Source organism: Streptococcus sp. 2022WUSS135 (assembly GCF_044427045.1).
Classification (GTDB): domain Bacteria; phylum Bacillota; class Bacilli; order Lactobacillales; family Streptococcaceae; genus Streptococcus; species Streptococcus hashimotonensis.
The window spans coordinates 1-23,978 of record NZ_JAOTGL010000026.1; the positions used below are offsets into that span (position 1 = coordinate 1).

Sequence of the window (23,978 nt, forward strand, 5' to 3'; positions counted from 1 at the left end):
TTGTTTAGGGCAACACCTGTTCTCGAATCTGAGAGCTTAGCTTCATAATCAAGCTGAGCTCTTTTTGCGTAGTAGAACTGTTTCTGGTATCCGCAGTTGCTTCTCTTTTTCGGACAGGCATTACAAAACGTAGGGAGCCTTTTTGAGTAGAGGGCAGGCCTCGCAATTGGAGGTACTAGAGTTCTCTTTTATCACCCTATTTCTCCGAACTTCTTTTGAGATTGTGGACGGATCTTTTCCTAGCTTAACAGCGATAGCTGAGAAGGTTTTTAGCTGTTCAATTCCTATTTGAATATCATTGCGATCAGAGAGAGTTAAGTGTTTGTTTTTCATTGTCGGTTACCAACTTGTCCCATAGTAAGTTCTACCTTATTTCTTTGTCTCATTCTAGTTTCCAGTTTTTAAGACAGACTAGAACTTACTTTGGGAATTTACTCTATAAAAAAACTTTACTTTGTAAAGCCTATCACAAGGAAAAATAATAAAAAAGTGGTATAATGTATACAACTCATTCCAATTATGAAAGAGGATAGAATTGCCTATGGAGAAAAACGCTGTATTTGGAGAAAAGAAGGCTGGCGTCAGCTACCAGAGTCGCTTTGGTGTTTACGCAGTTATCCCAGATGAAAAGAAAGAACAAATCATACTCGTTCAAGCACCAAACGGAGCTTGGTTTCTTCCTGGTGGAGAAATTGAAAAGGGAGAAAATCACCTCATTGCCTTGGAGCGCGAATTGATGGAAGAGCTTGGATTCACCGCTGAAATCGGAAAATACTTTGGTCAGGCTGACGAATACTTCTACTCTAGCCACCGCGATACCCATTTCTATAATCCAGCCTACATCTACGAAGTAACTAGCTACCATCAAATAGGGCAACCACTAGAAGATTTCAACCATATTGCCTGGTTCCCAGTCAATGAAGCCATCGATAAACTCAAACGTGGTAGTCACAAATGGGGCATTGAACAATGGAAATTGCAAGAAAATTCATTCAATAACTAGTAAAAACACTCTAATCGTGCTATAATGTAGCCAAAGAGATAGAGGAGGTTCCACATGAAAATCATTAACACGACAAATAGTCATCCCAATCTTGTCCAAAGCCAGTTGGCTAATACTGATGCTTTCCTAGTAGAGACTTATTCTGCAGGGAATACAGACGTTATTTTCACACAGGCACCCCGTCATTATGAACTCTTGATTAGTAATAAATACCGTGCAGTACAACAAAATGAAATCGAGCAAATTCGTGATTTCTTCCTTCATCGAAAAATTGATGAACGAACTATTAACAAGGCTGCTATTCAAACGATTCACACAGACCGTTTGATTGAAATGTCTATTCCCATTATCGCAGAAGTGTAAGAAGCCAATTGGCTTCTTTTTTTCTATTTATACTCAATGAAAATCAAAAGTAACCTAGGAAACGAAGCCGAAGATAGAACTCTGTTACTTTCTTATTTCAAGGTAACAGGCTGAAAACCTCCACTGGAGCTTTTCACTCATCAAGGCTCTTGACAACGGATAATTTTGGTTTTCGAAGAGTATTACAAAAAAGCCTATCGCTAGATAGACTTTAACAAATGTATTGTGATTACTTAAGCTTCAAAACCTTGAGCTACTGCTTCAGCAAAGTTTTCTTCCACTACGCTTGCACAGTGGTCACAGATTGTCGCACCATAGCTACGTTCTACAACGCTAGTATCAATACGGCGGCAACGGTCACATACTTCACCGCTTGCACGCTCTACAGTAAAGGCAACTTCTTCTACCAGAACAGCACTTTCAGGAGCTGCTTCCGTGGTTACTGTAAGGTTAGAAACGATAAGCAACTGAGCAAGGTCTGCATTCAAGCTCTCCAAGAAGGACTTGGTTTCAGCTGAGACATAGGCAGTCAAATGAGCTTCAAGTGATTTACCGATGACTTTGGCATTACGTGCTTCTTCCAAGGCTTTTTGTGCCTGAGTACGGAAGTTCATAAAGTTTTCCCAATCAGCCAAAAGCTGCGCTTCATTGGCAAAGGTTTCCACCTCTGGCATTTCCGCCAATTGTACAAACTCTTCTGCTTCGTGTTCCAAGTATGACCAGATTTCTTCTGCTGTGTGTGGCAAGATTGGGGTCAAGAGCTTGGTAATTTTCACCAAGATGTCATAGAAAACTGTCTGCATCTGACGACGAGAAAGTGATTTAGCGCCATCAATGTAGACAACATCTTTGGCAAAATCGAGGTAGAAGGCTGACAAATCAAGGGTTACAAAGTTTACTACAGATTTGTAGATACCCATGAAATCATAATTGTCGTAGGCTTCACGGATTTGAGCTACCAATTTGTTAAATTTCACCAAGAGATATTGGTCAACAGAACGAAGCTCTTCGTAAGCCACTGCATCACTTGCAGGATTGAAATCAGAAGTGTTGGCAATCAAGAAGCGAAGGGTATTACGGATTTTACGGTAGGTTTCGGAAACCTGTCCAAGAATATCCATAGACACACGTACGTCGTTTGAAGTATCAACGGATGTCACCCATAGACGCAAGATTTCTGCACCAAATTGTTTCTCAACATCACTTGGAAGAATAGTATTGCCTAGAGATTTAGACATCTTCATACCTTTGCCATCTAGGACAAAACCTTGTGACAAGACAGCCTTGTATGGTGCGTGACCATTTACGGCTACAGAGGTAATCAAGGATGAGTTAAACCAACCACGGTATTGGTCAGAACCTTCTAGGTAGAGGTCTGCTGGGTAGGCAAGATTTTCACGGGCATTCATGACACCATTCCAAGATGAACCAGAGTCAAACCATACGTCCATGATGTCTGTTTCTTTGGTAAATTCGCCATTTGGTGAACCTGGATGAGTGAAACCAGCTGGCAAAAGATCTTTGGCTTCAGATTTCCACCAGATGATAGAACCATGCTCTTCAAAAAGGGCAGCAACGTGGTCTGTCACTTCCTTGGTCATAATCGCTGTACCATCTTCTGCATAGAAGATTGGAAGCGGCACACCCCAAGCACGCTGACGAGAGATGACCCAGTCACCGCGGTCACGGATCATGTTGTAAAGACGTGTTTTACCCCAAGCAGGAATAAAGATCGTTGCTTCGATTTGGTCCAAGATTTCCTGACGGAATTTAGAGACAGAGGCAAACCACTGTGGCACTGCACGCCAGATGATTGGCTTCTTGGTTCTCCAGTCAAATGGGTATGAGTGATTAATCACTTCACTTGCAAGGAGCAAGTCGCCTAATTTTTCCTTAACCGTTGGTACAACCTTATCATAGAATTGCCCTTCAAAATCAGGACCCGCAGCCTCATTCATCAAGCCACGTTCGTTGACAGTTACCGCAACCTCCAAGTCATATTTGACACCGACATTATAGTCATCCTCACCAAAACCTGGAGCCGTATGGACGATACCAGTACCCGAGTCCGTTGTGACGTGATCGCCCAAGATGACCAATTCATCAACTTCTCTATCCCATGGGTGTTCGGTCACAATGTATTCAAACTCAGCACCCTTGTGTTTTGAAATCACTTCGAAGGATTCCCAACCGAATTTGGCTGCCAAGTTGTCAACCAAGGCTTCTGCCAAGACATACTTACGGTCAGAACCAGCTGGTTGAACCAAGACATAGTCAATGTCTGCTCCCATTGTCAAACCGCGAGAAGCCGTTACTGTAAATGGAGTCGTTGTCCAGACAACGATGTAGCTGTCTGTATCCAAGAGCCCCTTGCCATCTTTGACCTTGTTAGCATAGTAAAGAGATGTTGAGTCAATGTCATGGTATTCGATTTCAGCTTCTGCAAGGGCAGATTCAGATGACCATGACCAGTAAACAGGCTTAGCACCACGGTAAATATAGCCCTTGTCTGCCATAGCACCGAAGACACGGATTTGAGCAGCTTCGTAGTCTTTCGTCAAGGTGATGTATGGATTTTCCCAGTCTGCAGAAACACCCAAGCGTTTGAAATCATCACGTTGCTTGTCAACTTGGCTAAGAGCGTAATCACGACACATTTCAAGGTATTCTACCAAGTCCATTTCCTTGCGCTTAACCCCTTGTTTTGCCAAGACTTGCTCAATAGGAAGACCATGCGTATCCCAACCCGGTACAAATGGTGCACGGAAGCCAGACATTGACTTTGAGCGAACGATAATATCTTTAGAAATCTTGTTCAAAGCATGTCCAACGTGGATATTTCCGTTAGCGTATGGAGGGCCATCGTGGAGGTGGAAGGCCGGTTTGCCTTCATTGAGTTCTTGGCGACGAGCATACAAGTTTGCTTCATCCCAGGCCTTTTGCCATTCTGGCTCGCGTGTTGGTAAGCCTGCACGCATAGGAAATGCTGTCTTACCTAAATTGAGTGTTTCTTTTAGTTTCATCATAACTCCTTTATCTTATAATTAATTCCATTTTCATTTCTTGGCCTTCTAAACCAACGGATTGAAAACCAAGTTTTTCTAAAATGTACCTCATTTTATGATTGCCAATGACATAATTTATAGAAATTTTATGACAAAGCGGATCCGCCTTCGCCTTTCCAATCATTTGCTGGATGGCTTCCTTTCCGTATCCACGATTTTGAAAATCCTTATCGATCAACAAGCGCCATAAATAATAACTATTATCTTTGGGTTCAATAGATAACATTGCAAAACCGACAACTTTTCCGCCAGATAGCACAGCATATGGTAGAATCATTCCCGAATCTTTATATAGCCAAGCCTGGGCTAAAGAATATTCAACCGATGCCACTCGGCGCTGGTCCTCAGGTGCAAGTTGAACTTGTAACACTGCTTCAAAGTTGTCCTTGTTTACTAATTCTAATCGTATCATAAAAATAAAAAAACTCCCGCCAAATAAGGACGAAAGTTCGTGGTACCACCTTAGTTTAGATAGAGTTTCCCCTATCCCTCTATGTTCGTAACGTGAACGGGCGTCTTTCCTTACTATTTTCAGGAAAAATCAAACAAAGTGATGATCCATAGAAAGAGATTGTAGGGCTTCCACCATCTCCTACTCGCTATAAATATTTCTACCGACCGTGTCTCTGCTTATGATCTTTATTATTCTTCTGTTGAAATTTCTACAGACTCTCCACTCTCAAAAGCTGCTGCCTGACGCGTTAATTCTGCAATTTCTTCTGGTGTCAATTGACGTGTATAATCCAAACTTTCTTCTTCAACAGGTAATTCTTCATCCAAAGCCTTATGAAGAACATCACGGAAAGCCTCATCACTTGTTTGAATGTAACTTGCTGTTGGGCGAAGAATTTCCTCCCATTCAGATGAATTAACCAATGATAATTGGCTTTCTACTGTTGATTTCAGACGCTGATGGAAAATGCGTGTCTTGTTTTTTAATTCTTCAGTCTCAATGACAACTTTTTTCGCGTTGTCAGTCGCATTACGAAGAATTTCATTTGCCTTATCTTTAGCTTCATGTAACAATGTTGCCGCATCATAGTCAGCTTGTTTAATAATATTTGCCGCTTGATCTTCGGCCGCAACCTTTACTTTCTCAGCTGTATCTTGAGCTAAAAGAACTGATTTACTCAATGATTCTTTCATCTCATCAAAATAAGCCAAACGTTCCCGCAAATTTTTCAATTCTAACTCTTGGTCATGATTTTTACGAATTAAATCCTCATAATCACGCGTTACAATGTCCAAAAAGTCATCAACTTCATCTGCGTCGTATCCTCTAAATTTTGTAGCAAAGGTTTTATCTTTTAATTCTAATGCTGTAAGTGCCATCTTTCCTCCTAAGTTTTAACAATGTCTAACTTTAATTTTATCTTCCCTTGCTTAGAAAAACCTAAAAATTCATTTAGGCGAACTCTACCATATCTCCTAACACTAATTAATTGCCCTATTTCAACTAATTTACTGGTTTGTTCTGCCAGAACATAATCCAACTTCACATGTCCAGCCTCAATCAACTTATTTGCAGTTGCCCTTGAAAGATTAAATGCGACCGAAACCACTTTATCCAATCTCATACTGGAAACCAATACATCCTTTGAACGCCATTCCTGTCCAATCGGTAGTCGAACAGTCATCCATTCTTCTTCCTTTCCCTTAACAGGGACACGAGCAATTTTAGTGATAGATTGTAAGGCAATCTGCCCAAATTTCTGATCGATAAAGACAATCAATCGTTCATCATCAATCAAAATATCACCCAAATACTCCCTTTTAATCCCTAGTTGATTGAGAATAGTTCCAAGAACTTGTGAATGGGATAAGGTATGAAATTTTCTAGCATAGGACAAATGAAGAGCGGTTAACTCAAAGTCCTTGATGTCCAACTCATAATAAGCCGGGGCAATAATAACCCGCGAATGTTCAGTCGAAACAAAATCCCGACTAGAAAACGTTTGTAACTGGTAGTAGTTAGCAATTTTGCATACAATTTCATCTTGTCTAGGATGTAAAAAGTGAGTTAATCTATATGAATACGTATCTTCAACTTGCTGACACATATCCATTATTTTCTCTACAAACTCTCTTTCTTGCCTAGAAAAATGTTGCAATAAGTTTTTGTCATTTTTCATAACTATGCTAACAGTAGCAATAATTGAACCAAAAGGCGAGTTCCCATATTAAGCGCAATCATGGCTGCCATTACGGTCCAATCCAACCCCATAAATTGCAGATTAAATCGCCTAAAGGGTTTTAAAATGGGTGCTACCAGCCATTGAATCAAACGACCAATCGAGCTTGTGTATAGGCTAGGAAACCAACTTAGCAAAGCGTATGCCAATAAGAGATAAGAATAAATCTCTACAATTTTTAATAGTAAAAAAATCAAAATTTGCATAGCGTTACCGTTTTATATCAAAGTCAAAATTTGAATCAGCCGCACCAGTAGTTGTACCAGCATTAGCATTGCGCAATTCTTCAATATTGACTGTGACATTTACTGGAGTTAACAGCCACATGGTATTTGAGACCTTTTTCAAATTTCCAGATAATACTGAACGAGCACCATCCAAGTAGTCTAGGCAACGTCTTGCTTGTTGCTCCGACATATATTGAAAATCAATGAGAATACTCGCATTGTCTAATAAAAGATTTACCATCTCTGGTGCATCTTCATAACGTTTTGGAAACTTAATATCAATTGTAGTTTTGACAATCTCTTTTTCGTTATTATTAGTCATCAATTCTTGCTGCCTTTCATGTAGGCGTTGAAGTTGACTTTCTGAACGTGCTTCCCGACGCGTCTCTACTTTTGGCTGCTGTTCGCGCACAGGTGCAGCTGTAGTAGTATTGGCAACACGCATTTTAGGACGATCATTAGGCATTGAATAGGCATCTGCCTGTTCTTCAACTTCATTGACTTCGTCAACTTCAAAGTAATTAAATAAATTCTTAAATGTATCTTTTAATGCCATATTTTCCTCCTCTCCATTATTCAAAGAATGCTGAGCCAATTCTCACATATGTAGCTCCGTGAGCAATGGCGCGTTCAAAGTCCCCACTCATTCCCATACTTAACTCTGTAAAGGGCATACGTGGTAAGTTCCTTGTAGCTAGTTCTTCTTGGATTTCCTGCATTTTAGAAAAAATCTCGTCTAATTCATCATCTGTAGCATCAATCGGTGCCATCGTCATCAATCCAACAAGTTCAATGTTCTCCAATAAACTAATTTCAGCAAGTGCCGTATCAATCTCAGATACTGCAAAGCCATGCTTACTCTCCTCACCGGAAACGTTGACTTGGAGGAAACACTTGACTATTTTAGTCGCACGTTTATCTATTTCCTGAGCTAGTTTGACAGAGTCTAGGGCGTGGAAATAATCAACAAATGGAATAATGTCCTTGACCTTTCTTCTCTGTAAAGTCCCTATCAAATGCCATGTCAATTGTTTGTCTGCTAGGGCATTATACTTTTCTAAGAACTGATCGACTCGATTTTCTCCAATATGAGTAATTCCAGTATTCACTAGCTGATTAGCAATAGAGCTGTCAACATATTTGGTGACAGCTATTACCTTTACTGATTCACTCGGACGACCTGCCTTCTCAGCAGCTTTTGCCACTGATGAAAAGATAGCATCCTTATTCTTTTGAAAATCCATTTTAGTTTAGCGATTACGGAAGAATGGTGGTGTATCCAATTCATCCTCATCTTGATCCATTGTAAATTTTTCGACTGAAACAGTGGATGTTGGTTCTGCGTCAGTTGGACGAATCAAGTTTTCGCGACGCAAATCCCACTCTCCGAAGGCAGAAGCTTTCGGCGCTTCAGTTTGTTGTGCAGCTCCACGAGTTGGTGCTGATGCTACTGAATGATCAAAGCGTTGAGAAGGGCGTGGTGAAACAGCTTCCGTGCGATGGCGGGCTGGTTTATCAGCAGTATCTTGACGAACCCCTGTAGCCACAACAGTCACACGAATCTCATCTTTCATTGTTTCATCAATAGATGTACCCAACCAAATGTTAACACCTTGACCCGCAGCCTGATTAACGATTTCTGAAGCATCTTCTGCTTCTGTCAGAGTCATGTCATAACCACCTGTAACATTGACAATGACATCCTCTGCACCATCAATTGTTGTTTCAAGAAGAGGAGAATAAATCGCTTTACGAGCCGCCTCAATCACTCGGTCCTCACCAGTACCGATACCGATACCCATCAAGGCGTTTCCTTTGTTTTCCATAACTGTCTTCACATCTGCAAAGTCCAAGTTAATCAAACCAGGATTTGTAATCAAGTCTGTAATTCCTTGAACACCTTGACGAAGAACATTATCAGCTTCGCTTAGTGCTTCTAAAAGCGGTGTTTTCTTATCAACAATTTCAAGAAGGTTGTTGTTTGAAATAATTAAGAGTGTATCTACTTGTTCGCGAAGACCTTCAATTCCCTCAATCGCAAAGTTTCCACGTTTATTTCCTTCAAAACCAAACGGACGAGTCACAACTGCGACAGTCAACGCACCCAAGTTTTTAGCAATACGTGCAATAACAGGAGCCGCACCTGTCCCTGAACCACCGCCCATACCAGCAGTGATGAAGACCATATCTGCACCAGTTAATACATTAGTCAATGCTTCTTCGCTTTCCTCAGCAGCTTTACGACCAACCTCAGGTTGACCTCCAGCACCCAAACCACGAGTCAATTTAGGACCTAGTTGGATAACTGTTTCAGCTTTAGAGCTACTTAGCGCTTGTACATCTGTGTTTGCTGCAATGAACTCAACCCCAGCAACACCTTCTTCAATCATACGGTTAATCGCGTTTCCGCCACCACCTCCGACACCGATTACTTTAATGACAGCACCATGACTAGCTGCTGCTTCAAATGAAAATGCCATAGTTTAAATCACCTTTTCTTTTCTCTTATTCAAACATGCTGCCAAACAAACCACGAATGCGATCTGTGATGTTTCCCTTAGCAGCTGGACGAACTTCTTCTTCCTCATCATGGTAAGTAGGAGCAACTTGTTCCTCTACCTGATCGACTGTGTTCAATTCGTTCACGATTTCTCTTTGAATTGGCTGACTAATTCGAGGACGAGCAACAGGAATTTCAACCGGCTTATGTCTCAAGGTAGTCTCGCCATTTACTGCATGTTGGGCAATATTTTCAACATCTTCTAACTCACCAACATACTCAACAAAGCTAATCACACTTGCAAATGCTGGATTGCGGATACCAATTTGATTTGGAACAAAAAGTTTAGTATTAACCCCAAACACTTCTTGGGCCAATTCTGTAATTCCTGGTAAGATAGCACCACCACCTACAATGACTATTCCCCCTGGTAAATCTAGAGCACGTGTACGCTCCAAATCTTGTTTCACACGGTCAAAAATCTGACGCAAACGTGCCGCAATCACTTCTGAAAGGTAGCGCTCGGTCACTTCAACTGGAGCGTTTTCTCCAATCACTTCGACAGTGAACTTTTCCTTATCACTTGCATCTTGCGGATAGGCAATGCCGTAGTTGTATTTCAAGTTTTCAGCAATACTCTTTGATGTTGTCAATACTTTTGAAATATCGTTTGTGATATAATCTCCACCTTCTTGGTAGATGTTTGTGTATTGCAACTCTTGGCCACGCATAACAGCCACAGTCGTTTGACCACCACCAAGATCAATGATAGTCGCACCAAACTCACGTTCACCTTCATTCAATACAGAGCGAGTTAGTGCCAATGGAGAAATTACAATATTTTCAACTTGGACACCTGCACGCTCCACCGTTTTACGAAGATTGTGAAGAATGGTACGTGGTCCTGTGTACAGCATACCACGCATTTCCAAGCGAATTCCCATCATTCCACGAGGGTCCTTAATGCCTTGGAATCCATCGACAGTGAACTCTTCTGGAATAAATGAAATCACTTCGCGTTCCGGAGTCATACTCTTTGTCAATGCTGATTTTACAACATTCTCAACATCCAAGTCTGTAATTTCTTGTGAATCTGTTGTAACAGGAATCATCCCTTGAGTCGGTTCAATCTGAAGAAGGTTGGCAGGTAATCCAACATTTACCTTTTCAATGCGGATACCTGACTTTTCTTCTGCCTGCTCGATCGCTTTTTTAATCGCTCCAGCAGCCACCTCAATATTTACAATAATTCCATCTTTGACGCCAGCACTTTTTACATTGCTGACCCCAATCACATTCATTTCGTTATCAATATATTCTGCAACCAAGACTTTAACGGAGCTTGTACCAATATCTAATCCCGTAAAAAAGCCGTTTCTAGCCATTCTATCAGTCCTCTCTTACTTCCAACTTTAACAAATCATCTTCCATTTTGAAAAAATAGTATAATTAGTCATCCTTCATTATACCATATTATATCGTTTTTTGGTGATTTTAAAGGATTTTTTTATTACTTTTTCTTTACAAAATTATCTATTTCAGCTTGCATACCTATAAATGCCAACTTCCATATCAATTGTTGTTGGAACAGTCACTTCTGCTGCTATTTTTGTATAGTAAGACATCTTCTGGCTAATCTCACCCAACGGGATTAATACAGTATTTCCATCTCTCATATTGAATGTCAACAAATCCGCGGTCACTTTACTCGGCGTTAAATTTATTGTCTGAATAGCAGAACGAATTCCTGCATCTATTTTCCCCAATTCAATGGCTAGTTCCTTGATTAATTCCTTGTCGGATAAATTGATTGTTGTGTAGCCTTCTGGCAAGGAATCCTGTGAAATCGGTTCACCGCCAATCTCTCCACTAGACAATACCGGATACCACTGGTTTTGTTGCTGAATGTAGCCTATTATAGCGTATTCTTTGATGTGAATGGTAAAGGTAGCCGGAAACTGGAACTTGATTGTTGCTGTCTCAACGGACGAACTATTCTTCTTAATATTCTTTGCGTAAGCATCTGCATGCAAAGCTATGGTTACAATGTAATCATCTGGAGAAATCAGACTATAATTTTCCACCTGTTCAGCAGTCAGTCGTTCATTTCCAACGACCTCTATCTGTTTTTTCTTGCTGGTTGGAGAGATAAAATACAGAGCCAACGCTGCCAGTAACAAACTCGTCACAAGAACCGGAATAGCTTTCCAGACTACTTTGGAAGGAATATCAACTTTTAAAGTTTGAACCTTTTCCCCTGTTTCCTTTTTAGATTCCAGACTCTCTGTTTTTCTTTCTATTCCCTGAAAAAGGACCCTTTTACTCTTTTTAGCTTCTGGGTTCTCCTGTTCTGTCTGTCCCTCGTCAACTGCCTGAATATCTGCCTCATCTTTATGAGCAAGGTAGGCTTGATGGCGTGCTTTCCATTGTTCGAAAAAGGCACTTTTTTCATCATCCGGAGCAGTCATCTCAGGTATGTCTACATCCGTAGAAAGTCCTTTTTCTTCGGCTAATACAGATTCTTTCTCTACTGGTGAAATTTGTTCTGAATCCAATTCTACTTGGGGTGCCTGTTCCACTTCTAGCACTGGTTCTTCTATATTTGAATCTTTTTCCGTCATAGAACCTACCTTCCCATATCTTCTCTAAGCAAATTGTAAAAACTATCTACTGACTGAATTTCATTAGAATTTGCCATGTTTTGGATATAAAATTCCTTATTTTTCAATAGCTCATCGACTTCTACTAACAGGCTGGCAAATGTCAATTGACTTTCATCAATCTGCTTAGAATATCCCTTTTTCTCTGCATAGAGAGCATTTTCAATCTGGTCCCCTCGACTGGCCTGACGTCCTAGTGGCACAATCAAATGGAGTTGTTGCATGGCAATCAACTCAAACAGAGTATTGGAACCACCACGGGTAATAACGACATCCGCTAAATCCATCAAGGGTTGATAAAGTTCTGTCACATAGTCAACTCTATATAGGTTTTTATCTAATTGATTGAGACTACTGTCCCCTGTCAAGTTGATAATATTGAATCGTTCGGTCAGAGCAGCACTATTCTGACTGATTAAATCATTAAAAACCTTAGCACCGCCCGAACCACCTACAAACAGTAAGGTCGGCAGACTTTTATCGAAGTGACTGAGAATTTCTGGCAACTGAATTGGTGTAACTTTGTCATTCGTTTGCCCAACTTTTGTAACCGCACCAACATGTTTTACTTTAGTCAAGCTGGCAGGTTGCTCAAAAGTACTATACATGGTTGTCGCAAATTTATAGGCTATTTTATTGGCCAGTCCCATTGTTAAGTCTGATTCATGGATAAAGACCGGAACCCGCAACATCTTAGCCGCAATAACTGGCGGAACCGATACAAATCCACCTTTTGAAAAAAGAGCTTGCGGACGAATTTTTGCAATAATGGCCAAGGATTGAAGAACACCAAAACCAACTTTAAACACGTCCAACATATTTTGGAAAGAGAAATAACGTCGCAATTTCCCAGTCGAAATAGAATGAAAATGGACATCTAAACCTGATTTCACAACCTGCTCATGTTCAATACCGTTCCCATCACCAATATAGTGGACTTCCCAGCCTTCTTCCAAAAATCGCGGAATCAAAAGGAGATTGAGCGTCACGTGCCCAACAGTCCCTCCGCCTGTAAAAACAATTTTTTTCATGATTATTTCAACTCCTCAAAGGTCTGTAAGAAGACGTCACCACGCACTTCAAAATTGGCATACATATCCCAGCTTGCATTGGCTGGACTTAACAGGACAATATCTCCTTTTTCTGCAATGGCAAAGGCTTTTCTAGTCGCATCCGCAATATCAAGAGCTTCTATCGTTTCCACTTCTGCCTTATCTGCTGCACGTTGAACACGGGGAGCTGATTGACCAAGGATCACCATTTTCTTTAGTCCGACTAAATCAGGGACTAATTCATCAAATTCATTGCCACGGTCCAAGCCACCTGCAATCAAAATGACCTTGTTATTGTCAAACCCGGAAAGAGCTTTTTGAGTCGCCAAGATATTGGTAGACTTACTATCATTGTAGAAGGAAACCCCATTGATCTCACCTACAAATTGCAAGCGGTGTTTGACTCCTCCAAAGGCAGACAAACTTTCCTGAATCGCTTGGTTGTCTACTCCCATCAATTTTGCAACCACAATTGTTGCCAAGGCATTTTCAACATTGTGTGAACCTGGAACACCAATTTGATCAGCATCCATGATGTATTCATCCTTGAAATAGAGTTTTCCATCTGCCAAATAAGCTCCATCAACCACTTCCAGCGTTGAAAAGGGAACTACAGTTGCTTTGGTCTGTCCAGCCAATTCCTTGGCTTCTTTCTGGTTGAAGTTGAGCACCACAAAATCCTCAGCCGTCATCTGACGCTGAATCATCCATTTTGCTGCTACATAGTCTTCAAAAGTCCCATGATAATCAATATGACTGGCAATAAGATTAGTCACAACGGCGATATGTGGGCGGAAAGATTCTGTCCCCATTAACTGGAAAGACGATAATTCCATGACCAAGGTATCCTCTGCAGTTGCAGTTTGAGCGACCGAAGATGCTGGGTAACCAATATTTCCACATAATTTTGCAGGTTTATTTCCTGCATTCAAGACTTCTGCAATCATGGTCGTTGTCGTTGTCTTGCCGTTCGAACCTGTAATCCCCACGATTGGAGCATCTGATACCAAGTAGGCCAATTCAACCTCTGTCCATACTGGAATTCCTTTTCCAATTGCTTTTTCAACCATAGGATTATCATAGCGAATTCCTGGATTTTTTACCATCAAAGCGAAATCTTCATCCAATAATTCCAAGGGATGGCTCCCGCAAATAACACGGATACCATCTTCCAACAAAGATTGAGCAGTCGGATTTTCTTCAAAAGGCTTTCCATCGTTAACAGTGACGATAGCACCCAATTTATCTAGAAGACGAGCCGCAGACTCTCCTGATTTAGCTAAACCTAGTACCAGCACTTTCTTATTTTTTACAATATCAATCATCTTCATCTCAATTACCTTTACTTTCTAACACCTTATTTTACCCTTTACGAAGACCTTTTTCAAGCCAGAGAACAGAAAAGTAAACTCTACCCGTGGTGCTAGTTCATTTCAAAATACAATAAAAAGCCCAAATGGACTATACTGTATGCGACGAAACATACAGAAGGGTAGTCCAAATGAGCTACTTACAGTATACTGCTAAATCTCATCATTTGCAATGGAATGTACGCCAATTATCACAAATTTGTCATCATTTCTACCAAAACTATTGCCCCGATTCCTTCAAACTTCGGCGTAATGTAGGCTTTCAGATAGATTACTCCTTGTCTTGCTTTTGTTATAAGCTGAACTAGGTATGACATCTCAACGCCATTTCTACAATATCTGCCACCTCTTTTCTCGTGGTCTGTTACTAAAAAGAAGTCGTTTCAATCGTCGGTCTAGGCAATTGATTTGAGTTGACAGGAGGTTAAGGTTTGAATAAGCTCTTGAAGTTGAACAATTACCTCATTCAGCCATATTGTCTATTGTCTATAATAGAAAAATGTTCCAGAGTCAAATCGACTTTGAAACATTTTCAATAGTTCAAAATTTCTTGGGAACTAAAAAATCATCCAACACTTGATTCCTATTCCGAAAACGAAATGTTTTACTAGTTGTTATAAAAATATAAATTAAGATTACAAATAGAATTGGAGTTGCGATAAATGGAGCAATAAAGATTGCTTTAATTTGGATAGCATCAGAGGTAACCAAAGCACTACCATTAACATTTTCAATACGATAGCCACGAACTAATAGCCTATGTGTATTAATACCGTAGGGTGTACATGTTACCAAAGTCAATAAGTCTTTCTGAGGTTCTATGGTAAGAGCCGATAAATCTGATGGCTCAACCACTCGAATCTGGTCCACTTTGTAAGTTAGTGTTTCATTGAGAATGTGAATGGTAAATATATCGCCTTCTCTCAACTTATCTAAATCAGAAAACAGACGGGCAGATGGGAGCCCACGATGCCCTGAAAGTACACTATGAGTTCCCAAACCTCCTACAGGCAACGATGTTCCTTCTAGATGCCCAATAGAGGTCTCTAAAACCGTTTCGTCTGTCCCATGAAATATAGATAACTTGACATCAATTTTAGGAATCTCAATATAGCCCATGATGCCATCTTTATTGAAATTCAATTCCTGATTGTAGGCTTCAATGTCAGATGCAGTCACATTCCAGTTTAAGGGGTTTTCTTGATTATACTGGCGCGCACTATCAATGATTTCTTTGTATTGATCCTCTGTCATATCTGATACTGTGTCAGAATAGGACATAATAGCCTCTGATTGGTGGAAGGAATTCCAATAATCACTGACCGATGGATAAGCCAATAGTCCAATCCCCAATATAAAAATTAATGGCATGATAAAAGACGGACCTTTCTTTTTGAGCCATTTGATCATGAAATCCCCTCCTTTCCTTATGTTAAGACCAAAGAAATATCTTCGGAAATACTTCCACTCTTGCTTTTGCACTTCCGAAGATAGATTCTAAATATTAGGTATTGTATGGACAATTAGATATTGTTCATACGACGTTTTGAAATAGTATAAACCAATGCTACCAAGAGTAGGATTGAACCAACTAGATAGAATAAAGTTGTTCCAATCGCACCAGTGCTTGGCAAGACACCACCCTTTTTATTGACGATATTTGCTTGAGCTGTGTTATTCTCTTTCACTTCAATGGATTGACGTTCTGTCAAAATATTGTAACCATTCGGTGCTTTCATTTCTTCAAGATAATAGGTCGTGCTATGTTTCAGACCTTTAATCACAACTTCGCCAGCTTCAATCGCAACGCCTGTTTCGTTAGCTTCCGCTACACGGTATGCATCTCCATCTTTTACAACTTTAATCTCAGTACCACCACTTAAAGCATCATAAAGCTTAAATTCTGCTCCAGTCAGAGTAGCTTTTGCTTCGTTTGTTTTCTTCAAAGTGAAACGGTGAGTGGTTACAGTCGTTTTATTATCTTCTGGATTTTTTGGATCTACTGGGGTATCTGGGGTATCTGGAGTGTCTGGATTATCTGGGTGATTTGGATCTGTTGGATTTGTTGGGTCAAAAGAGTTGTAACCAAGTGTTGCTGTGTTGGTTGCTTGACCTTCTTTTGCATCCTTGGTTACAACAGCTGAATAGGTTACATTCACTTCAATTGGTGAGTTGTAAATAGTTGACTTGTCAGCCTTGATCCATGTCAAGACAACTGTCATTTTACCAGCTCCATCAAAAGCAACTGTATAGTCTGTGTCTTTAACAAGCGTCTTAGTCCCAACCTTAACAGTTACTGAATCTTGATTAATTGTTAATGCTGTTGGAGTATCGGCAATGGTGTAAGATTTGATTTGTTTAGTGACACCATTTGCAGTAACAAAGTTCGTCGCGTTAAATTTGAATTGGAAAGGAACAGTGTCACCAATTTTTGCAGTTGTTGTTGATGTTGCTGTTTTTCCATCCGCTGCTAGAATTTTCTTACCGCCACCATTATTTGAGTCTGGAATGGTTGGATTAGTAGTGTTTTTATCGATAACAGTTGCATTTGGTGTTGTACTATCTACGGTAAGCACTGCACCAAGTGATGATGTTACAAAATAGTAGCCAAATGTCAAATGTGTGAACTCAAGAGAGTTATCATTCGCTGTAGCACTTGTAACTTCTGTACCGAAATTCTTTGCCCAAGTCGCAAATGCTTCTGAAGAGACATTAGCACCTGCCTTTGCAATAACATTGCCTTTGCTGTCTACATCAAACCAGGTTTCACCACCAAAATTTTGTGCGGTTTTACCGCTTGGGAGTTTATAAGAGATACCTGAACCATCTTCTGTTACAGTAGCATCAAAGAGTTTATAGATGGTATATTTTTGACTTTGCGAGGCGTTACGGATAGTGATTGTCCCTGTACCACCTGCATTTGTATTTACCTCTTGCGCACTAGCGAAAGGAGTAGGCAAGACCATAGCTAACACAGCCAACACGGTCATGAAGAGACTTTTTAATTTATTCATGATTTTCTTTTTCCTTTTTCATTTTTTATTAAGGAGAAGCAGACATAAAATCCTGCAACTCCCATTGTGATACTTTAATTATGTAAGCGTAAAATCAGTCCTAGGACCTCTTTTCCTGATTACGTTGAACAAACAGATGCATCAGATAGGAGATGACTATGAGGACAAGGCCAGAAAGAATAAACCACTTCTGTCCATCTCCACCTGTGCTTGGCAAGGCTCTGCCCTGCTCATTGGCCACTTGGATGCGATGGCTGGCATCACCACTAACCTTGGTAAGCGTTGCTCGTTCTGGACTAGCATCATTGCCCGCTTCATCAGACAAGGCAACAGTGTAGAAGGAAGATGTTTTATCTTCGTTAAAGTTTTCCTTGATGCTGAAGTAGATATAACTATCCAAGACAATAAAACCATCAGGTGCTGCCAATTCTTGCAGACGGTAGCGACCTGCTTCTAAGCCTACTGGTATCCGAATACCATCTTTGCTGGTAATGGCAAATTCCTGCGCCCCATCTAACTGAGCCCAGTTCAAACCATCCCACTTGGTCAATTCAAACTTGCCACCTGCAAGAGATTTCCAATTTTCATCTGTCTTGGTAATGTTAAGCGTTTCAAGAATTGTCAACATTCCAAACTCATCTGTAATCTCGTAATTACCGAGCTTTGTGCCCTCTTTTGCTTTATAAGTAAAGCTATTGGCTCTTCTACCTGGATTAGTTAGGCTCGCAAAATCAGAGAAGTCAACACCCTCTCCTTGGACGAAGCCGTCATAGCTAGCTCCCTCTGGAGTCGTCACACTAACTTCTTGTGCTGTCAGTTCTGTTCCATCATATGCTTTTTCTTTCGTAGCTGACGTTAACATTAGCTTACGCGGATTGATAGTAATCTTGCCGTCTTTAGCTAAGAAAGTAACCTCAAAATTATCATTTGTATTAACAAATTTATTTTGTAAGGCAAAGGTATAAGCTCCTACATCTTTTTGGGTCATTTCAACTTCTGAACCTGTATAGTGAATGTAGGACTCTTTATAAAGGTTATCAGAAATTGAGTTTACCTTGTAGTCAACAGTAGACGCTTTGCCATCATAGATTTTTTCAATCGTTTGACTTCCAATCTCTACTGTAACCGGACGTTTTTTAACTGTCAGAGAACTGTCAAGATAGGTAATCTCATAATAATCGGTATGATTTTTACCATCAGCAGTTGTTATGACAACTGATTTTGGTTTCGCATTTGATGAGCCGACATCAGTCTGACTTCCCTCAAAATCAATAGCAGTCAACCTATCCCCGCTAGCTAGAGATGTTGAATAACCAGATTTTAAATCATCTATTCCTGATAGTTTCAACGGCTCGCCATCGTAGACTTTCTCTCTTGGTTGACCTTCAAGTATCAGATTTTTCATATAATAAAGATTAATCGTCCGCTTATCTGGTCTTCTGATACGATAGATTGATTTATCTACGTTGTTCTCGTTATCTTTTGATGTTGAGAAGGTATACCCTTGAATCTCCTTACGATTTAGGATATAGGTATCACCTTTCTTCTTGTACTCTACCAGAGGGTCTTGCCCGGAAATAGGGTTGCCATCCATATCAAGATAATTAACTGTGATGGTCGCAAACTCATAAGGTAGATAGTAGAAAGTAATGACATTGTTGGCTGAGTTTGTTGTCAGAGTAAGACTCAAGACATTATTTTGAGGATAGTATCCTGTTCCTACACCCTTGGCTACAGCCTTAGCAACAATCATGTTAGCCTCAGCTTCCAGATGGTCTTCTGGCAACAATACTGTGTTGTTACTGTCGTTATCATCTCCATCCTTAAGGAGGTAACGAACGGTATATGGTATTTTTGCTGTCCTATCACTGTAATAGAAAATAATCTCATTATTGTCATAGGTTAAATCAAGGATCTTACTGCTAGCATCTGGTCTGTAGCCTGTGATGGCTAAAGCATTTTCTTTGATGGTCTGATGTAATTCAAGTGCTGGACTCTCAATGACCTTGTCTGCTGCCAAGCTATTATTAGTAGTAACATCTATGTACTTAACCGTATACTTGAGAGGTTGAGGTTTCCAGCGAGCATAGAGTGTGATATTTTCTGTGACTGGCTTAGACCAGACATAGCGCTCCCCGCCTTCTTTAGCTGTAAACCAACCGTCAAAGTCATAGTGAGCTCTAGTCGGATCAGTAACAACTATCGCAGTTTTCTTCTTTTCAACCGTTTGAGTCTCTGGTGCTGTACCTTCACCACCATTTAGGTCAAAGCTAACCGTCATGTTTGGAGCCACCCACTTAGCGTAGAGCACCAAGTTGTTTGATGGCATTTTATCAAATGTGTATGCCTCAGTAAGATTGGAATCAGTATACCAACCACCCCAGATATAGTCAGCATCAACTCCAGCTGGCCGACTTGGTGTGTAGTTGTAGGTTGCACTATTGATATTAGCATCAAAGAGAACATTCTCAGTAGTTTTTAGCTTGGTACTACCATAGTAGTAATCAATATCGAAACTATCACGCTTGTAGTAAAAACGGTAATGATCATACAATTTTATACCATTGTTTAGTGTAGCATAATGTCCAGAATGATTATCATAACCTGGCGGAACAGTAGAAATAACTTGATAACCCATAATTGTTTTTGCATTGAGTGGCGAATTTTGTCCACCATTTAAGCTCTGACTATGTTCAGATAATACATAGACATTTGGATTATCTGCTGACTGCAAGTAATAGTCAACCCTTTTTGTTTTTAAGGAACTTTCCCAATGCCCTGTTACGACAACTTCATGATTAGCATTTGCTGTTGTAATCATATCGGTTGTAAGTGTAGGTCTACGAGTCACATTATAAGTATTACTGTCTGAGAAAGTCCATCCTCTAAATTTCATAGAATCGTATTTCTCAAGTGTACCATTTCCTATGCGCAACATCTGATAAACTTCATCCGCACCTGATGGCCAAAGATTCAAAATATCTTGTCCAACAACTACATCCCTAATCTTGTATTGAGTTCCAGTATAAGTACCGCCACCTTTTTCAATTTGCCCATAATATGTGTAGAATCCCAATGTCGAATTCCGATTGATATCAAAAGTTAAAGTATATCTAATCAAACTATAATAGACTTTGAGTACAGACTGACCATCTGAATTGATTTCAATGGATGAACTAGCATTACTACCATATCTTGTTTCGCGTTCATAGCCCAAAGGAACATTAGACATTTCTGGAGCAGTACTTGCTTGAATTGTTGTACCAACTTGTCCAGTCCGTTTGATTGAACTGTCATACACGTAGAGTGGCTCTTCTTTGCCATCATATACTTCTTTATAGTAAGCAATGACATAGTTAACCGTATCAGCCTTCCACTTAGCATAGAGCGTCTTGTTCTTATCTAAAGCAACTGAGCCACTAATAGGACTTCCTGTTAAATTAGCATTATCATACCAACCATCAAACGTGTAACCTTCTCTAGTTGGGATTGTCGTTGTCAGATTGACCTTGGCATTGTAGAGTCCAGTTTGTGGTGGGATGTAAGACCCTCCATTAGTATTGTAGGAAAGTGTATACTCTTTACGAGTGTAATAAACATCAATCTCTTGTCCACTTGATCTTGTCAATTCAAGAGAATCTGTCTTTTCAAAATTTGCATAAGTATAATTGCGAACCTCTGGTCTAATCGTAGACCCGATAATGCCGTAGTAGGTTCCTGACTCAATATCTGTGTAACCTTCCCCATCCAAATCTTTCAGCTTGTAGCGAACCTTGTATTCGGAATCATAGGGGATATAAGCAACCTTAATGGTCAGCGCATTATCTACATTCCCATCTTCTTTGTCTAGTCTCGCCAAATCTTCAGACTGTATGTCTATGATGGGTCTACTGGTGTAGTAAATGGCGTCTGTCGCAAGTCCACTTTCTGCCCCACTTTTAATCTCAGTGGATACAGGTGTCGTGATGCGATAAGGCATGTCTTCCGCCTCTAGCTCATAGACTTCTGTTTCAAAGGTAACGTCTTGACCCGAAACAACGTTATTATAAAAATACTGAATCGTTACTTTATAGATTGAGATTGAAGCAAATTCTGCTTCCACAATCATATCTCGGGTAACCAGGGTGTCAGTAGTAACAATTTTATTTGTCTCTTTGTTACGCCAACCGATAAAGCGATAGCCAGCACGGAAGGGTTCCTCAGGGAGCGTTTCTAGTTTTGCTCCCTCTTTTTTATCAACCAAACTCGAAACTGTCTGCTCCTGTCCATTTGAGTCCAGAGCTACAAAAGTTACTTTATAGTACTCTGCCCCAACGACACCATAGTCAGAGAAGGAGTCCGCGTCAAAGCTAATTTCGGACACCTGATTGTTTTCTTCATTGGTTTCAACTTCTGGGACAACTTCTGCCTTATTAGCTGATTGAAAATGAACAGCCTCGACCTTGGTTTCCTCTTTAAGTTTGATATTACTATCTGTTTTGATTTGAATGGAAATTGGTGCTTCTGGCTGAATTTCCTTGCCATCATGCACAAAGCTTATATCAAAGAACCTTGCAAAAGTTAGAGCACGAGCTCCCAGAGTAGCCTTGGCTTTATTAAATCGAGATTTGTAGGTATCTGTCCCCGCTTCAATTTCTTTAACCTTCAGTTCCACTCCTTTTGGCATTTTTGCAGAAGCATCAAATCTGGCGATAACTTCATAATCTTTGCCTTTATGAATAAACTCTGTCGCTTCAGTTATTACCTGTTGATCAACTTTTGTGGTTTCAGTTGTCTGGGGTTCCGAAGAAAGCTCCGTTGTCGACGTCACACTTGTGGTCGTGGTTATTTGCTCTATTGCAGAGCTTTCTTCAATCACCTGACTAGTAGCCTCCGTCACTTCTACTGGAGGTTCTTCATTACTTTGTATTTCAGTAGTCGTGTCTGAAATGCTGATACCTGATAGTTGGCTAGCTTTATTAGATTCCAGTGTCAGAGCTGGTAAAATCAATGCATACGTTGTTACAAATACAACCACAACAGCTACAAAATTAACAAATTTTCTATATTTTTTCTGCCATAAAGATAATCTTTTAAACTTAAAATTATTTTGCATGTTCCTCCCCCTAAATTGCTTTAAGTATCTAACTTTAAGTTCATCATTTTTAATCAATTACTCCCATCTCTGTCAAAGGCCATACTCTAAAAACCAATTTACCAACAATCTGTTCATCAGAGACTGTACCAATAGCGTTGTTTCGCGAATCAATGGACTCTTTCCGGTTATCTCCCATGACAAAGATTCGATTTTCCGGTACCTGATAGGGAAACTCAATATCTGTATGACCATAATCCCTATTTGCCAAATATGGCTCGTCCAATCTTTGATTATTGACATAAACATTCCCTTGTTTATCCATATCCACCCAATCCCCAGCTTCAGCGATGACGCGCTTGACCAGAATATTGTTATTGTAATAAAAAGCAACAACATCACTGCTTTCAAAATCATTGCTCTTTACTGATACAACGATATCCCCACTATTCAGGGTTCCTTTCATTGAATCTCCGTATATTCTCAAAATAGGCAAAAATAATACAGCGATTAGTATTGCAAATGCTGCAACTACTACCAACATAAACACTGTACTTTTCACTGTCCTCCAAAATGTATGTCTATATCTTTCATGCTGATATAGCTCTTTTAATTCTGAAGTTTTTGGAAGTTCCTTTCCCCTGAGGTTTGAACTATTCATGAACATCACCAATTTTGTTTTTCACATTATAGAGATATAGATCAGCAGCTTTTTGCGCTTCTTCAAAAATATTAGTCAGTCTCATTGAGGCTTCCGCTATGGAGCCAGATTGACTAATCATAATTCTTCTATCAGCCAACTCTGTTTTAATCTTCTCAAGTTGATTTCTCAAGTAATCAATCTCTTCACTTTGAGCCAACATAATCTCATATAACTCAATTCGCTTTAATTTCCGAAGATCTTTTACATCCATCTGCGTTCCCTCTCTTTTACTAAAATATTATACAATTAAGTTAAGGCACAACTTAATAACAATACTTGGTATTTTACTATAGTTTCCATTTATTGTCTAGTAATATGAGTTTTCTAAGGGAAAACTGTTAGCAATATTTTATAAAACGAATCCCTCTCATTTAGGTGTTAATGGCTAATATAGTTATTTAATTTGTCTTTAATTACTTTAATGTATGGATGTCTTTCCCGCTTCCGTCAATTATAGAGATCAGCTTCGGACTGTAAAACGCAAATTGCTAAGATGTTGATAAAAGTTGGAGGCGGCAGCTCATTGCTTTGTATGGTCGAATGAATTAGCTTTCAGACAAGGAACCGAGGTGCAGGTAGCTGAGGCTGGGCAAAAACTAGCTTCTCACATATAAAAAACGAGCAATTCCAATTAGGAGTTGCTCGTTTTCCATTTCATGCTTTATAATTATAATAACGACAAAACAACTAGAAAGGCATGAAAATGTATAAACAGTATAACACAAATCAGTTAAGTTTGGAATTAAATATTGCTT

The 23,978-nt window shown here is 39.9% G+C and carries 19 protein-coding genes and 2 pseudogenes; 3 read left to right on the forward strand and 18 right to left on the reverse strand.

Annotated elements, in window-relative coordinates; all coding sequences use genetic code 11:
- Positions 1-333, reverse strand: a pseudogene (locus ODU45_RS08035) (helix-turn-helix domain-containing protein); the annotation flags it as partial.
- Between the two features lie 208 nt (positions 334-541).
- On the opposite strand from ODU45_RS08035, the gene ODU45_RS08040 reads away from it, so the two are divergent.
- Both ODU45_RS08040 and ODU45_RS08045 read left to right on the forward strand, forming a co-directional pair.
- Positions 542-1,003, forward strand: a complete 462-nt coding sequence (locus tag ODU45_RS08040; RefSeq protein WP_024399534.1) for an NUDIX hydrolase — start codon at positions 542-544, stop codon at positions 1,001-1,003.
- Positions 1,004-1,057: 54 nt separating this feature from the next.
- Positions 1,058-1,366 (forward strand): DUF1827 family protein, encoded by a 309-nt coding sequence (locus tag ODU45_RS08045; protein ID WP_002938710.1) that lies wholly within the window; start codon positions 1,058-1,060, stop codon positions 1,364-1,366.
- A gap of 233 nt (positions 1,367-1,599) precedes the next feature.
- Here the strand turns inward: ODU45_RS08045 and ileS are convergent, their stop codons facing one another.
- The 12 genes from ileS to murD all read right to left on the reverse strand — a co-directional run bounded on the left by ileS (position 1,600) and on the right by murD (position 14,393).
- On the reverse strand, positions 1,600-4,389 hold the full coding sequence (gene ileS, locus ODU45_RS08050) for an isoleucine--tRNA ligase (RefSeq protein ID WP_398581103.1): 2,790 nt from the start codon (positions 4,387-4,389) through the stop codon (positions 1,600-1,602).
- A gap of 10 nt (positions 4,390-4,399) precedes the next feature.
- The gene (locus ODU45_RS08055) at positions 4,400-4,843 is read right to left on the reverse strand and encodes a GNAT family N-acetyltransferase (RefSeq protein WP_029171398.1); all 444 of its coding nucleotides are present in this window, start codon (positions 4,841-4,843) and stop codon (positions 4,400-4,402) included.
- A 230-nt stretch (positions 4,844-5,073) separates the two neighbouring features.
- A complete protein-coding gene (locus tag ODU45_RS08060; protein WP_024385043.1) occupies positions 5,074-5,763 on the reverse strand; it encodes a DivIVA domain-containing protein in 690 nt (229 codons plus the stop codon).
- Between the two features lie 8 nt (positions 5,764-5,771).
- A complete protein-coding gene (locus ODU45_RS08065; RefSeq protein WP_398581104.1) occupies positions 5,772-6,563 on the reverse strand; it encodes an RNA-binding protein in 792 nt (263 codons plus the stop codon).
- Between the two features lie 2 nt (positions 6,564-6,565).
- A complete protein-coding gene (locus ODU45_RS08070; RefSeq protein WP_024412672.1) occupies positions 6,566-6,829 on the reverse strand; it encodes a YggT family protein in 264 nt (87 codons plus the stop codon).
- A 4-nt stretch (positions 6,830-6,833) separates the two neighbouring features.
- Positions 6,834-7,406 carry a cell division protein SepF gene (locus ODU45_RS08075; protein WP_024412671.1) on the reverse strand — a complete coding sequence of 191 codons (573 nt, stop codon included), beginning with the start codon at positions 7,404-7,406 and terminating at the stop codon, positions 6,834-6,836.
- 16 nt (positions 7,407-7,422) lie between these two features.
- Entirely contained in the window at positions 7,423-8,094 is a 672-nt protein-coding gene (locus ODU45_RS08080; protein WP_105159893.1) for a YggS family pyridoxal phosphate-dependent enzyme, read from the reverse strand.
- Positions 8,095-8,100: 6 nt separating this feature from the next.
- A complete protein-coding gene (gene ftsZ / locus ODU45_RS08085) occupies positions 8,101-9,330 on the reverse strand; it encodes a cell division protein FtsZ (RefSeq protein ID WP_024385822.1) in 1,230 nt (409 codons plus the stop codon).
- A gap of 25 nt (positions 9,331-9,355) precedes the next feature.
- Positions 9,356-10,735 carry a cell division protein FtsA gene (gene ftsA, locus ODU45_RS08090; RefSeq protein ID WP_023369548.1) on the reverse strand — a complete coding sequence of 460 codons (1,380 nt, stop codon included), beginning with the start codon at positions 10,733-10,735 and terminating at the stop codon, positions 9,356-9,358.
- Between the two features lie 153 nt (positions 10,736-10,888).
- Positions 10,889-11,971, reverse strand: coding sequence for a cell division protein FtsQ/DivIB (locus ODU45_RS08095; protein ID WP_174854142.1), 1,083 nt, complete (start codon positions 11,969-11,971; stop codon positions 10,889-10,891).
- 5 nt (positions 11,972-11,976) lie between these two features.
- On the reverse strand, positions 11,977-13,041 hold the full coding sequence (locus tag ODU45_RS08100) for a UDP-N-acetylglucosamine--N-acetylmuramyl-(pentapeptide) pyrophosphoryl-undecaprenol N-acetylglucosamine transferase (RefSeq protein ID WP_398581105.1): 1,065 nt from the start codon (positions 13,039-13,041) through the stop codon (positions 11,977-11,979).
- A 2-nt stretch (positions 13,042-13,043) separates the two neighbouring features.
- Positions 13,044-14,393, reverse strand: a complete 1,350-nt coding sequence (gene murD / locus ODU45_RS08105) for a UDP-N-acetylmuramoyl-L-alanine--D-glutamate ligase (protein ID WP_053866806.1) — start codon at positions 14,391-14,393, stop codon at positions 13,044-13,046.
- Between the two features lie 170 nt (positions 14,394-14,563).
- On the opposite strand from murD, the pseudogene ODU45_RS08110 reads away from it, so the two are divergent.
- Positions 14,564-14,841 (forward strand): annotated as a pseudogene (locus tag ODU45_RS08110) (IS982 family transposase); the annotation flags it as partial.
- Positions 14,842-14,972: 131 nt separating this feature from the next.
- Here the strand turns inward: ODU45_RS08110 and ODU45_RS08115 are convergent.
- From ODU45_RS08115 to ODU45_RS08135, 5 genes are all read right to left on the reverse strand, one after another.
- Positions 14,973-15,842 carry a class C sortase gene (locus ODU45_RS08115; RefSeq protein ID WP_044758535.1) on the reverse strand — a complete coding sequence of 290 codons (870 nt, stop codon included), beginning with the start codon at positions 15,840-15,842 and terminating at the stop codon, positions 14,973-14,975.
- Positions 15,843-15,955: 113 nt separating this feature from the next.
- On the reverse strand, positions 15,956-17,446 hold the full coding sequence (locus ODU45_RS08120) for a SpaH/EbpB family LPXTG-anchored major pilin (RefSeq protein WP_318820407.1): 1,491 nt from the start codon (positions 17,444-17,446) through the stop codon (positions 15,956-15,958).
- Positions 17,447-17,546: 100 nt separating this feature from the next.
- Entirely contained in the window at positions 17,547-22,541 is a 4,995-nt protein-coding gene (locus ODU45_RS08125; RefSeq protein ID WP_398581106.1) for an InlB B-repeat-containing protein, read from the reverse strand.
- A gap of 49 nt (positions 22,542-22,590) precedes the next feature.
- Positions 22,591-23,181 (reverse strand): signal peptidase I, encoded by a 591-nt coding sequence (lepB, locus tag ODU45_RS08130; protein WP_205026322.1) that lies wholly within the window; start codon positions 23,179-23,181, stop codon positions 22,591-22,593.
- Positions 23,174-23,434: a DNA repair protein gene (locus ODU45_RS08135; RefSeq protein WP_398581107.1), complete on the reverse strand. Its 261-nt coding sequence runs from the start codon at positions 23,432-23,434 to the stop codon at positions 23,174-23,176. Before ODU45_RS08135 ends, lepB begins: the two co-directional genes overlap by 8 nt.
- Positions 23,435-23,978: the final 544 nt, after the last annotated feature.